This window comes from Amycolatopsis sp. NPDC006131 (assembly GCF_040614175.1).
In the GTDB taxonomy this organism is placed as follows: domain Bacteria; phylum Actinomycetota; class Actinomycetes; order Mycobacteriales; family Pseudonocardiaceae; genus Amycolatopsis_E; species Amycolatopsis_E tucumanensis.
Genome location: NZ_JBEXTX010000009.1, coordinates 37,413 through 50,085, shown reverse-complemented (window position 1 = coordinate 50,085; position 12,673 = coordinate 37,413). Strand labels below are relative to the sequence as shown.

Annotated in this window: 12 protein-coding genes; 6 read left to right on the top strand and 6 right to left on the bottom strand. The window is 70.8% G+C overall.

The features are described from left to right. Positions 1–67: 67 nt before the first annotated feature. Complete coding sequence (locus tag ABZ215_RS07970; RefSeq protein ID WP_017987410.1) at positions 68–238, top strand: hypothetical protein; 171 nt, start codon at positions 68–70, stop codon at positions 236–238. On the opposite strand, the gene ABZ215_RS07965 is transcribed toward ABZ215_RS07970, so the two are convergent. Beyond that, on the bottom strand, positions 198–626 hold the full coding sequence (locus ABZ215_RS07965; RefSeq protein WP_020422729.1) for a hypothetical protein: 429 nt from the start codon (positions 624–626) through the stop codon (positions 198–200). The genes ABZ215_RS07970 and ABZ215_RS07965 overlap by 41 nt on opposite strands. 142 nt (positions 627–768) lie before the next feature. On the opposite strand from ABZ215_RS07965, the gene ABZ215_RS07960 reads away from it, so the two are divergent. From ABZ215_RS07960 to ABZ215_RS07945, 4 genes are all read left to right on the top strand, one after another. Further along, positions 769–1,578 carry an ATP-binding protein gene (locus ABZ215_RS07960; RefSeq protein ID WP_020422728.1) on the top strand — a complete coding sequence of 270 codons (810 nt, stop codon included), beginning with the start codon at positions 769–771 and terminating at the stop codon, positions 1,576–1,578. Positions 1,579–1,600: 22 nt separating this feature from the next. Continuing rightward, positions 1,601–2,368, top strand: coding sequence for a class I SAM-dependent methyltransferase (locus ABZ215_RS07955; RefSeq protein ID WP_354948646.1), 768 nt, complete (start codon positions 1,601–1,603; stop codon positions 2,366–2,368). Next, complete coding sequence (locus ABZ215_RS07950) at positions 2,365–3,846, top strand: glycoside hydrolase family 57 protein (RefSeq protein WP_020422726.1); 1,482 nt, start codon at positions 2,365–2,367, stop codon at positions 3,844–3,846. The genes ABZ215_RS07955 and ABZ215_RS07950 overlap by 4 nt, the downstream gene beginning before the upstream one ends. Positions 3,847–4,746: 900 nt before the next feature. After that, positions 4,747–6,075 (top strand): glycosyltransferase family 4 protein, encoded by a 1,329-nt coding sequence (locus ABZ215_RS07945; protein ID WP_354948644.1) that lies wholly within the window; start codon positions 4,747–4,749, stop codon positions 6,073–6,075. A 52-nt stretch (positions 6,076–6,127) separates the two neighbouring features. Here the strand turns inward: ABZ215_RS07945 and ABZ215_RS07940 are convergent, their stop codons facing one another. Together ABZ215_RS07940 and ABZ215_RS07935 are read right to left on the bottom strand one after the other, a co-directional pair. Further along, positions 6,128–6,619, bottom strand: coding sequence for a GNAT family N-acetyltransferase (locus ABZ215_RS07940; RefSeq protein WP_354948642.1), 492 nt, complete (start codon positions 6,617–6,619; stop codon positions 6,128–6,130). Between the two features lie 120 nt (positions 6,620–6,739). Then, positions 6,740–7,198: a nuclear transport factor 2 family protein gene (locus tag ABZ215_RS07935; protein ID WP_354948640.1), complete on the bottom strand. Its 459-nt coding sequence runs from the start codon at positions 7,196–7,198 to the stop codon at positions 6,740–6,742. A gap of 84 nt (positions 7,199–7,282) precedes the next feature. Here ABZ215_RS07935 and ABZ215_RS07930 point away from each other — a divergent pair, with 84 nt between their 5' ends. Then, positions 7,283–7,828 carry a TetR/AcrR family transcriptional regulator gene (locus ABZ215_RS07930; RefSeq protein ID WP_354948638.1) on the top strand — a complete coding sequence of 182 codons (546 nt, stop codon included), beginning with the start codon at positions 7,283–7,285 and terminating at the stop codon, positions 7,826–7,828. Between the two features lie 702 nt (positions 7,829–8,530). Here ABZ215_RS07930 and ABZ215_RS07925 read toward each other — a convergent pair. The 3 genes from ABZ215_RS07925 to aceA all read right to left on the bottom strand — a co-directional run bounded on the left by ABZ215_RS07925 (position 8,531) and on the right by aceA (position 12,511). Further along, positions 8,531–9,322, bottom strand: coding sequence for a serine protease (locus ABZ215_RS07925; RefSeq protein ID WP_020422470.1), 792 nt, complete (start codon positions 9,320–9,322; stop codon positions 8,531–8,533). 227 nt (positions 9,323–9,549) lie between these two features. Then, positions 9,550–11,157, bottom strand: coding sequence for a malate synthase A (gene aceB, locus ABZ215_RS07920; RefSeq protein WP_354948636.1), 1,608 nt, complete (start codon positions 11,155–11,157; stop codon positions 9,550–9,552). Positions 11,158–11,224: 67 nt separating this feature from the next. Further along, a complete protein-coding gene (aceA, locus tag ABZ215_RS07915; RefSeq protein WP_020422468.1) occupies positions 11,225–12,511 on the bottom strand; it encodes an isocitrate lyase in 1,287 nt (428 codons plus the stop codon). Positions 12,512–12,673: the final 162 nt, after the last annotated feature.

Here is a 12,673-nt window from a genome sequence, read left to right as displayed (position 1 = left end):
GGAACCAGCGGGGTAACCCATCCGTTGACCCGGTGACGAAACCGGCATACCGCCCCGGAGGACGGACATGGCTTCGCTGTTCAACAAGATCGCCCGATTCGCCAACTCCCCGCAGGGCAAGCGCGCCATCCGGCAGGCGCAGCAGTTCGCCAACGATCCCCGCCGCCGCGCACAGGCCAAGTCGGCCATCGCCAAGCTCAAGGCACGCGTGAGCGGGCACGGTCGCCGGCCGTACTGACCTTTCCCGGCAACACCACGACCGCCAGCGCCAGCAGGGCCAGCCCGGGCAACGCGACCGCGTTGATCACCTGGTCCAGCGGCTGGAACACGTGCAGGTGCATCAGGTGGTAGATCGCGTGCGGCACCGAGAAGACCAGCCACGCGACACCGGCCAGGCGCGCGGCGGTCGTGGTCCGCACGACGATCGCCCCGATCGTCACCGCGCCGAGCGCGAGGAACATCGAGCCGACGTCGCGGATGAGGTGTTCGTTGTAGGGGCCGTCCAGCGAGACCCAGCTCGGCCGGATCACCGGGAAGTCGCCGTAGAAGCTCTCCGGCAGGACCGCTGCCCAGAAGCCCACCACGAGGCCGGTCAGCGCGAGCAGTGTGAGAATTCCGAGTCGCATGCCATGAGGACTGCGCAGCCCTCGGGAACGTGACAGCCGGCCGTTGTTGGATCGTTTCCACCGGAACCGTAACGGAGTAGCTCGCTCACCCGATAGGGTTACGCCTCAGCTCGCACTGCTGCTACTGAGGGGAGCCGTCACGGTGCACACGGCTACGAGCGTCCGGGACGACCAGCACATCCAGCCCGACCTCCGCCGCTTCGCCGCGGCGCCCTTCGACAGCAGACCGGTGGCGACCGCGACCGAGGCCGACCTGGACGTCCGCCTGTTCCGCACCACCTATCTGCCGTCGTTCGTGGCGAGCGAGGCGCTGGAGGAAAATTCCCGTCCCGTCGAGAAGGACCTCGCGTGGCTGCGGCTGACGACGCCGGGCGGGGTGCCGACCGCGCTCGGCGTGCTGACGATCGGGCGGGACCCGAGCGCGCACGTGCCCGGCGCCTACGTCCAGTTCGTCCGCTACCAGGGCCTGGACCCGGATGCGCCGGTCGCCGACCAGCAGGAGCTGCGCGGCAACCTGGTGGAGACGGCGGTGCGGCTGAGCGCGCTGCTCAGCGGCCACCTGCGGACGCGGCTGGCCGACGGCGAGGGCTTCCGCGAGGAGCAGCTGCCGGACTACCCGCTGGAGGCGCTGCGGGAGACGTGCATGAACGCGGTGATGCACCGCAACTACGAGACCTCGCACGCGCCGGTGCGGATCAGCTGGTTCGACGACCGCATCGAGGTGACCAACCCGGGCGGCCCGTACGGGCAGGTCCGGCCGGACAACTTCGACCGCGTGCACGACTACCGCAACCCGAACCTGGCGCGTGCGATGAAGGCGCTGGGGTACGTGAACCGCTTCGGCCGCGGCATCTTCCGCATCCGTTCGGCGATGGCGAAGGCGGGCAACCCGGTGCCCGAGTTCCGCGTCGACGCCTCGTCGTGGTCGGTCGTGCTGCGGAAGTGGCCCTGACTCACCCAGTAGTGTCCCCGGGGTGAGTACGTCGCGCGCCGAAGCACTGCACCTGACCGGGGAACGCACGGTCCCGGGCATCGCCGAGGAGAACTACTGGTTCCGTCGGCACGAGGCGGCTTACCACGCGCTGCTGCCGTGGTGCGCCGGCGCCGTGGTGCTGGAGGCCGGTTGCGGTGAGGGCTACGGCGCCGGGCTGATCGCCTCGACGGCGAAGTCGGTGCTCGCGCTCGACTACGACCAGCCGACCACCGAGCACGTCGCCCGGCGTTATCCCCAGGTGTGGACAGCACGGGGGAACCTGGTGCGGCTGCCGCTGCGCGACGGCTCCGTCGACGTGGTCGCGAACTTCCAGGTGATCGAGCACCTGTGGGACCAGGGCGCGTTCCTGGCGGAGTGCCTGCGCGTGCTGCGGCCGGGCGGTCGGCTGCTGGTCACGACGCCGAACCGGATCACGTTCACCCCGGACAGCGACACGCCGCTGAACCCGTTCCACACCAGGGAACTCGCGGCGGACGAGCTGGATTCGCTGTTGCGCGAGGCGGGTTTCGCGGTCGAGCTGATGCACGGCCTGCACCACGGTCCGGGCGTGCGGGAGCTGGACGCCCGGTACGGCGGGTCGATCATCGACGCGCAGCTGGAAGTCGTGATGGGACACCTGCCGGGGCAGGCGCCGTGGCCGCCGGAGCTGCTGGCGGACGTCGCGGCGATCCGCGCTGGGGATTTCGAGATCCACGGCGAGCGGGTGGACGAGAGCCTGGACCTGGTCGCGGTGGCGGTGCGGCCGTGACCGGGGAGGGGACGTTCTGCCTGGTGCTGCACAGCCACCTGCCGTGGCTGCCGCACCACGGGTCGTGGCCGGTCGGCGAGGAGTGGCTGTACCAGGCGTGGGCGCACTCGTACCTGCCGGTGGTGGACCTGCTGCGGCGGTTCGCGGCGGAGGGCAGGCGGGACGTGCTGACGCTCGGGGTGACGCCGGTGCTCGCGGCGCAGCTGGACGACCCGTACGCGTTGCGGGCGTTCCACGAGTGGCTCGGGCACTGGCAGTTGCGGACGGTGCAGGCCGGGACGCTGTGGCGGGAGGACCCGTTGCTGCGGGAGCTGGCGGCGGCGGAGTACCGCACGGCGACGTGGTCGCTGGAGGACTTCGAAACGCGGTGGCGGCACGGTTTTTCGCCGGTGCTGCGGTCCCTTGTGGACTCCGGGGTGATGGAGTTGCTGGGCGGGCCGTACGCGCACCCGTTCCAGCCGTTGCTGCAGCCGCGGGTGCGGTCGTTCATGTTGCGGGGTGGCCTGGCGGACACCGAGTTGCGGATCGGGCACCGGCCGGACGGGATCTGGGCGCCGGAGTGCGGTTACGCGCCGGGCATGGAGGAGGACTACGCGGCGGCCGGCGTGCGGCGGTTCCTGGTGGACGGTCCGGCGTTGCACGGGGACACGGCGTTCGCGCGGCCGGTGGGTTCGACGGACGTGTTGTGCTTCGGGCGGGATCTGGAGGTCACGTACCGGGTGTGGTCGCCGCGGGCGGGCTACCCGGGGCACGCGAACTACCGGGATTTCCACACGTGGGCGCACGAGGTGGGGTTGAAGCCGTCGCGGGTGACGGGCAAGCAGGTGGAGCCCGCGGAGAAGGCGCCGTACGACCCGGCGCTGGCCGCGGACACCCTGCGGACGCACGTGAAGGATTTCGTGGAGACGGTGGTGTCGCGGCTGCGGGCGTTGCGTTCTGCGCACGGCCGGGAGGCGCTGGTCGTGGCGGCTTACGACACCGAGTTGTTCGGCCACTGGTGGCACGAGGGTCCCACGTGGCTGGAAGGCGTGCTGAGGGCGCTGCCGGAGGCGGGCGTGCGGGTGACGACGCTGCAGGGCGCGGTCTCGGCGGGGCTCGTCGGTGCGCCCGTGGAGTTGCCCGCATCGTCGTGGGGTTCGGGCAAGGACTGGCGCGTCTGGGACGGCGAGCAGGTGGCCGACATGGTGGCGGACAACGCGGCTTTGCAGGAGCGCTTGCTGGCCCTCCCCCGCACGGAGATGCGCGACCGGGTGGCGGACTGGGCAGTGGGCGAAGCGACGATGGCCCTGTCGAGCGACTGGGCGTTCATGGTGACGAAGGACTCGGCCGCGGACTACGCCCGCCGCCGCGCGGCCGTGCACACCGCGCGGTTCGATGAGCTGGCGGGCTGGATCGGCCGGGGTCCGCTTCCGGCGGCGGTGGAGCGCTGGGCCCGGGAGGACAATCCGTTCGGGCAGTTGGATGCGCGGCAGCTCTGAGGGCTAGCCAACCTGAACCTGGCGCCGCCGCGCGATGTCGCCTCCCCGCCGTCCGACAACCCGAAGCACTGGCCGCCCACCGGCGCCGCCGCCGGGCCGCCCACCATCCTGTCGCGCCTCCGCACCCGGCCCGGCCGCGCACTGCCGTCTTGTAGCGCCTCCGCACTGCCCGACCGCCCACGCCGTCCTGTAGCGCCTCCGCGCCACTCGGCAACCCGAACCACCCACTGACCGGCGCCGCCACCCGGCGACGCCCCGGTCCGCACGATCGAGGCAATCCCGCCCCACGCTGCCCACCACCCCGGCAGCTTCACCCCACCCCGGAAACTGCACCCCCACCCGGCCGCTAGCCCAGGCCGCATCCAGCCCCTGTCGCTGCTGGGGGCCACCTCACCCGCCCCACCTCCGTGCTGCCCGACCACCCACGCCCCAGGCGCCGTCCGGCAGCCACTCCCCGGGCGCGCACGGTCGAGGCAATCCCCGCCCACCACTCGGAAATTCACTCCGCCCCGGCTGCCTGCCCAGGCCGCACCACGTCCCCGGTCACCGCCGGGCCACCTCACCGCCCCGCCTTCCCGCAGTCTGGCAACCCGAACCACCCGCCGTCCGGCAGCGCCTCCCCACCACCCGGCCGTCCGCCGCCGCCCGGCAGCGCCTCCCCACCATCCGGCCACCCGCCGCCGCCCGGCAGCGCCTCCCCGCTGCTCGTCCACCCGCGCCGTCGGGTCGCGCCTCCGCGCCGCCCGGTCCGGCCGCCCGGCCACTCCCCAGGCCTGCCCGGTCACCCACCCACCGCAGCCCACCACCGCCCACCACTCGTCATGTGATCGACATCACCCGCCGGTATCGCGCGTCGTCGGGCGGTTCAGTTCTTAGTTGACCAGTGAGTAACCTCCTGTCATGCGCGTGCTGATGCTGTCCTGGGAGTACCCGCCCGTCGTGGTCGGCGGGCTGGCCCGCCACGTGCACGCGCTGGCCCGCCACCTCGCCCAGGACGGGCACGAGGTCGTGGTCCTCTCCCGGCACCCGGCAGGCACCGACGCCCACACACACCCCACAACGGACCTGGTGGTCGAGGGCGTGCGCATCATCCGCGTCGCCGAGGACCCGATGCACGTGACGTTCGAGCGGGACCTCGTGGCGTGGACGCTGGCGATGGGCCACGGCATGGTGCGCGCGGGCCTGGAGCTGGCCCGGTCGTGGCAGCCGGACGTCGTGCACGCCCACGACTGGCTGGTGGCGCACCCGGCGATCAGCCTGGCCGGCGCGCTGCGGCGCCCGCTGGTCGGGACGATCCACGCGACCGAAGCCGGCCGGCATTCGGGCTGGTTGTCGCAGCCGTTGAACCAGCAGGTGCACTCCGTGGAGTGGTGGCTGGCCAACCGGTCGGACGCGCTGATCACATGTTCGCAGGCGATGCGCGCGGAGGTCGCGAAGCTGTTCGAGGTGTCGGCGGACGACATCACCGTGATCCACAACGGCATCGAGGAGCGCGGCTGGCAGGTCGCGGCGGACGAGGTCGCGCGGGCGCGGGAGAAGTACGCGCCGGGCGGCGAGCCGTTGCTGTTGTTCTTCGGGCGCCTGGAGTGGGAGAAGGGCGTCCAGGACCTGGTGTCGGCGCTGCCGAAGATCCGCCGCGCGCACCGCGGCACGCGGCTGGTGGTCGCCGGGCGGGGGCGGCACCTGGACGAGCTGGTCAAGCAGGCGCGGCGGATGCGGATGCAGCACGCCGTCGAGTTCGCCGGGCATCTGCGGGACCGGGAGCTGCGGGCGGTGCTCGCGGCGGCGGACGCGGTGGTGCTGCCGAGCCGGTACGAGCCGTTCGGGATCGTCGCCCTGGAAGCGGCGGCCGCGCGGGCGCCACTGGTGGCTTCGACGGCCGGTGGGCTGGGGGAGGTCGTCGTCGACGGGGTCACCGGGTTGTCCTTCGCACCCGGGGATGTGCCCGCGCTGACGGCGGCGGTGAACTCGGTGCTGCGGGACCGCGCCGCCGCGGAGAGTCGTGCGCGCACCGCGCAGGCCCGCCTCGCCGACGACTTCGACTGGGCTCGCATCGCGGCGACGACCGCCGAGGTCTACCGCAAGGCCCGGGTCCGCGAGCACGGCGACCTGGGACGCCCCAAGATCCCGACGGGCAACGTGCTCAACCCTGAGCCGCCACCGGTGGTCGTGGAGCGGAAGACCACCGCCGCGGCACGGAAAGGCGGGACGAGGAAGCCTGCGCGCTGAAGCCGCCCCGCGATCAACGGCGGTCGGCCATCAACCTCGCACGTGGCTGTGATCAGTCCACAACGCGCTCGAAGACCAGCCAGGGCCCGTCGGGCAGTGGTGGTTCATGCACCTCGGTGAACCCGCTCGTCGTGACGAGGCGTTGGGAGACGGTGTTGTGCGGCCGGATCACCGCGCGCACGACCCGGACGTCCGGTTCACGCACGGCGCGCGCGACGAGTTCCGCCAGCGCGGCACGGGCATAACCGCGACGGCGCCACGCCGGCTCGATCTCGTAGGTCACCTCGACGACGCCCTGCTCGTCCGGCGGCCCGTGGTAGCCCGCGCGGCCGACCACGCCGACTGGCCCGGCGATGGCGCCGGCGAGCCAAGCGGCAGCCCGCGGGTCGGCGCGGACGCGCGTGCTCGCCCGGCCCCAGCCCGGTAACCAGCGCGGGTTCACGAAGTACGGCGTCAACTCGACCGGCGCCACACGGTTCGCCGCGGCGAGATCTCCTGCGGCGAGAGCGTGGTAGGTGGCCGGGGGCAACGGGACAACGCGCACGCCCCTACCGTCGCAACCCGACCGGTTGCCTGTCGATCGAATTGCTGCCCGCCTCGCAGGTGATGCCGGAGTCGTCGGCCAGGTTGTGGCGCGGTATGCCCGCGTCCTGTCCGCCGCCGTTCAGAACACCGGCAGCAGTTGCCCACGCTCGGATTCCGGGCGGGGGCCGAAGATTCGGCGCTCGGACTCCGTGATGGGCGTGTCGTTGATGCTCGCCTCGCGGCGGCGCATCAGGCCGTTCTCGGTGAACTCCCAGAGCTCGTTGCCGTAGCTGCGCCACCACTGGCCCTCGGCGTCGTGGCATTCGTACTGGAAGCGCACGGCGATCCGGTTGCCGCGGAAGCCCCACAGCTCCTTGCGCAGCGCATAGTCCAGTTCGCGCTCCCACTTGCGGCGCAGGAACTCGACGATCGCGTCGCGGCCGACGACGTGCTGATCCCGGTTGCGCCAGACCGAGTCGGGCGTGTAGGCCAGCGCGACTTTCTCCGGGTCTCTGGTGTTCCAGGCGTCTTCGGCTGCTTGGACCTTTTGCGCGGCGGTGACTTCGTCGAACGGCGGGAACGGCGGACGGTCGGACATGGGAACCCCAATCTGGAGAACGCTCGTTCTCCGCTGATGCGCTACCGTAGAGAACGCACGTTCTCCGCGCAAGGGGTGGATTGGATGGATCACGACGAGGCACGCGTGCGGCTGCTCGACACCGCCGAGGAGCTGTTTTACGCGCGCGGCATCCAGGCGGTGGGCATGGATGCCATCCGCTCGGGATCGGGCGTCTCGTTGAAGCGGCTGTACCAATGCTTTCCGGCGAAGGGCGATCTCGTCGAGGCCTACCTGCGCCGCCGCGACGAACGGTGGCGGCGGTCGCTGGCGGACTACGTGTCGGCTCAGCGGCCGGAAGACGCTGTCCCGGCGGTGTTCGATTGGTTGCGGCAGTGGTTCAGCGAGGACGACTTCCGGGGGTGCGCGTTCATCAACTCGTTCGGCGAACTGGGCGACGGGGCACCTCGCGTCGCGGCGGTGGTGCGGGAGCACAAGGACCTGGTCCGGGATTACTTGCGAGCCCTGGCCGGCTCGGACGAACTGGGCGACCAGATCTTCGCGCTGGTCGAAGGCGCGACAGTGATCGCGGGCATCACGGGCGATCCGGGAGCCGCCGAGAGCGCCAAGACTGCGGCGGTGGCGCTGCTTCAGGCTTCCGCCGAGCGGTGATGCCGGGGCGGTTTGTTTGTGGAGACAGGCGATCCGGCTGGGATGCCGGGTTCGCTTACGGGAGACGGTTGACGGGGCACTTCGGCGGGGCGTTTCTGCGAGGGACGGCCTGGACATGGCTGTCTTGAAGCGCGCGCGTGATGGCGCCAGGCGGGTCCCCGTCGGCGACGAGCTACTGACTCGGCGTCCTACGCGGGCTGTGCCCAGGACGCCGCAGGCGATGCCATGCAGTCGGGACCACACCAAGCGATGCGGCCCAGCGGTTCGCACCCAAGGAAGCGCACCGCTCCTTGAGGCAAGTCATGCCACCGTGGCCACCAGCCCCGAGCAGCGGAGCCGGTGGTGCGCGCCCGACAGGGCGAGAGGCGCACCGGCGCACGTCGGTAGCGCCAGCATGCGCGGCATGCACCAGCACGCGTGCCCCGATGTGCGTGAGGAGCGCTCAAGCTGGTGGTACGCGCCCCCACGCGAGAGGTGCACCGGCGGGCGGGGGGCGCACCGGCATGCCTCCGGTGCGCCGCCCCGCGGCGGATACACCCGGCGCCCGGGGATCGTGCGCCGCCCCGCTAGGGGAGTGCCGGCGGACGGAGGCGTGACGGCATGCGTCGGGGCGGGAGCATGCGTCGGGTGCGCCGCCCCCGCGGTGGGTGCACCCGGCGGGGCGGGGGTGCGTCAGCGGGCGCCGGCGGGCGGCGGGGTGTGTCAGGGTAGGACGTCGGCTGGGGTTAGTTGTGCTTGCAGCTCGTCGTGGTAGGCGCCGACTCGGGCGTAGACTCCCGGCTTTCCTGGTTCGGCACAGCCTTCGCCCCAGGAGACGACTCCTACGACCCTTCCGGCGGCCACCAGGGGGCCTCCCGAGTCGCCCTGGCAGGTGTCCACTCCGCCCTCCGGGTAGCCGGCACAGACCATCGCCTCGGGGGTGTACTGCTGGGGGTACGCCTTCGCGCAATAATCGTCGCTCGTGACGGGGACCGTCGCCTTCAGCAGGACGTCCGACGAGTCGCCCATCGGCTCCGTGTTGCCCCACCCCAGGATCGTCGCCTCGGTGCCGGCCTGGTAGCCCGGATCATCCTTCGTCGCCAGCGGCAGCGGCTGCGCGGTCAACGGCTGCGTCAGCGTCAGCAGCGCCACGTCGTAGCCCTGCGTGGCGTCCTTGAACTGCGGATGCACCCACACGTGGGACACAGTGGACACCGTCCCGTCCCGGCCGCTCAGCTGCGTCCGTCCACTGACGACTCGCAGCGACGGCGGGCTCTCCCCCTGCGCGCAGTGCGCCGCTGTCAGCACTTTGTCCGCCGCGACCAGCGTCCCGCCGCAGAACTGGAGGCCGGTGGCATCGGTCAGCGCCACGGTGAACGGGTACTCCGCGATGTTCGCGGGCTTGCCACCGACGATCCCGGGCTCTGCGTGCGCGGCCGGCACGCACACACACGCGGCGACCAAACTCGCGAGAACCACGATCGATCGGGTGAAACGGCGGACTACAGGGATCATTACCAGCTCCTTCGGCGCCCTGGTGAACGGTGTCGCAGTCCAGGATTGCGCGTCGGGAGGGTTCTACACATCTACCAAAAGACAGAAATTTTGCGGACAGGTCGGGCCCGGTAGGTGGAGCATACCTACCGGGCCCGAGTGTCCGCGCTGTCCGGCCACAGCCAGCGCGAGCCGGTTTTCCCCGTCAGGAGAGGGAAAACCGGGGTCCTCTCAACACGGACGGAGCTCTAGACCAGATCCGTCAGGTAGCGCGCGTACGCGCCGGTGGTCAGGAAGTTCGGCAGCTTCTCGCCGAGCGCCGTCTCCACGAAGATCTCGCGCGCATCGTCCAGCTTGGCCTCCGGGCCCAGGTCGGCTCGGACCGACGCGAGCTCCTCGTCCAGCATGGTCCGGGCCAGCGAATCGGTCACCGCCGTGCCGTCGTCGAGCTTCGTGCCGTTGCGGATCCACTGCCACACCTGCGCCCGCGCGATCTCCGCGGTCGCCGCGTCCTCCATCAGGCCGAAGATCGCGGCGGCGCCGGTCCCCCGCAGCCACGCGTCCACGTAGCGCAGAGCGACGTTGATGTTGGCCCGCAAACCCTTTTCGGTGACTTCGCCACCCGCGCTGGCCACGTTCAGCAGATCCTCAGCGGTCACCGAAACGTCCTCGCGCGTCCGGCCGAGCTGGTTCGGCCAGCCGCCCAGCACGTCGTCGAAGACCTCCCGGCAGACCGGCACCAGACCGGGGTGCGCGACCCACGAGCCGTCGAAACCGTCGCGCGCCTCGCGTTCCTTGTCCTGCCGGACCTTCTCGAACGCCAGCGCGTTCGCCTCCGGGTCCTTGCTCGGGATGAACGCCGCCATCCCGCCGATCGCGTGGGCGCCGCGCTTGTGGCAGGTTTGGACCAGCAGCTCGGTGTAGGCCCGCATGAACGGCGCGGTCATCGTGACCTCGGCGCGGTCGGGCAGGACGAAGTCCGCGCCGGCGTCGCCGAAGTTCTTGATGATCGAGAAGATGTAGTCCCACCGGCCCGCGTTCAGGCCGGCCGCGTGCTCACGCAGCTCGAACAGGATCTCGTCCATCTCGAACGCCGCGGTGATCGTCTCGATCAGCACGGTCGCCCGGATCGTGCCCTGCGGGATGCCCAGCTCCTGCTGCGCAAGGCGGAACACGTCGTTCCACAGCCGCGCCTCGAGGTGGTTCTCCAGCTTGGGCAGGTAGAAGTACGGCCCGCTGCCCCGCGCCAGCAGCTGGCGCGCGTTGTGGAACAAGTACAGCCCGAAGTCCACCAGGCTCGCCGAAACCGGCCGCCCGTCGATGCGCAGGTGCTTCTCGACCAGGTGCCACCCACGCGGGCGAACGACGATCGTCGCGGGGTTGTCGCAGATCGTGTAGCGCTTGCCCGATTCGGTGGTGAAGTCGATGTCGCGCCGGATGGCGTCGAACAGGTTCAGCTGCCCGCCGACGATGTTCGACCAGGTCGGCGAGGTCGCGTCCTCGAAGTCGGCCAGCCACACCTTCGCGCCGGAGTTCAGCGCGTTCACGGTCATCTTGCGGTCGGTCGGGCCGGTGATCTCCACGCGCCGGTCCTCGAGGCCGGGCGCCGCGGGCGCCACCTGCCAGGAGTCGTCGTTGCGGATCCAGCGGGTCTCCGGCCGGAAGTCGAGCACCTCTTCGCCGCCGGCGAGCTTCTCCCGCCGCTGCCGCCGCTCGTCGAGCAGCTCGCGCCGCCGTCCGGCGAACTCGTTGTCCAGCCGCGCGATGAAGGCCAGCGCCGCCGGGGTGAGGATCTCGTCGTACCGCTCGCCGGCCGGGCCGGCGACCTCGATCTGCGAGGTGAACCTGTGGGACATGGCAAGCCTTCCTGGAGGGGCCGCGAGGCGGCCAGGGCGAGCGCGCCCTGGCCGCTCGCGACTTCTTCTAGAACTGGGCTTCTTCGGTGGAACCGGTGAGCGCGGTGGTCGAGCTCTCCGGGTTCAGCGCGGTGCTGACCAGGTCGAACCAGCCGGTGCCGACCTCGCGCTGGTGCTTCGTGGCGGTGTAGCCCCGCTCCTCCGAAGCGAACTCGCGCTCCTGCAGGTCGACGTAGGCGGTCATGCCCTCGCGGGCGTAGCCGTGCGCCAGGTCGAACATCGAGTAGTTCAGCGCGTGGAAGCCGGCCAGCGTGATGAACTGGAACTTGTAGCCCATGTGGCCCAGCTCGCGCTGGAACTTCGCGATGGTCGCGTCGTCCAGGTGCTTCTTCCAGTTGAACGACGGCGAGCAGTTGTAGGCCAGCATCTGGTCCGGGTACTTGGCCTTGATCGCCTCGGCGTACTGGCGGGCGACCTCGAGGTCCGGCGTGGAGGTCTCCATCCACAGCAGGTCGGCGTACTCGGCGTAGGCCAGGCCGCGGTCGATGCAGGGCTCGATGCCGTTGCGGACCTTGTAGAAGCCCTCGGAGGTGCGCTCGCCGGTGATGTACTTCTGGTCGCGCTCGTCCACGTCACTGGTGATCAGCGTCGCGGCCTGCGCGTCGGTGCGGGCGACGACCAGGGTCGGCACGTTCAGCACGTCGGCCGCGAGGCGGGCCGCGTTCAGGGTGCGCTCGTGCTGCTTGGTCGGGATCAGCACCTTGCCGCCGAGGTGGCCGCACTTCTTCTCGGACGCGAGCTGGTCCTCCCAGTGCACACCCGCGGCGCCGGCGGCGATCATGCCCTTCATCAGCTCGAACGCGTTCAGCGGGCCACCGAAGCCGGCCTCGGCGTCGGCGACGATCGGCGCGTACCAGTCGATGTCGTTGTTGCCCTCGGCCCAGTTGATCTGGTCGGCGCGGCCCAGCGCGTTGTTGATGCGACGGACGACGGCCGGCACCGAGTTGGCCGGGTACAGGCTCTGGTCCGGGTAGGTCTGGCCCGCGAGGTTCGCGTCGGCCGCGACCTGCCAGCCGGACAGGTAGATGGCCTTCAGGCCGGCGCGCACCTGCTGGACGGCCTGGTTACCGGTCAGCGCGCCGAGGGCGTGCACGTAGTCCTCGGTGTGCAGCAGGTTCCAGAGCTTCTCGGCGCCGCGGCGGGCCAGCGTGTGCTCCTCGACGACGCTGCCCCGCAGCTTCACCACGTCGGCCGCGCTGTAGGAGCGCTTGACACCCTTCCACCGGGGGTCCGACGCCCACTGCTGCTCGAGCTTCGCGGCTTCCTGCTGCAACTCGTTGGGCTGCTCTGCCATGGGAGTTCTCCACCTTTGCGAACTTTGCGATGACTCGCTTGCTTGGATCGACCATGACATGCGCTGCGCAAACACCGCCAGCGCTCCAATTTGCCAATTTCTGCAAATTTTGGCGTAGCATGTTGTGAAGGTTGCGAAACGAGATTTCGCAGCCGCTGCAAA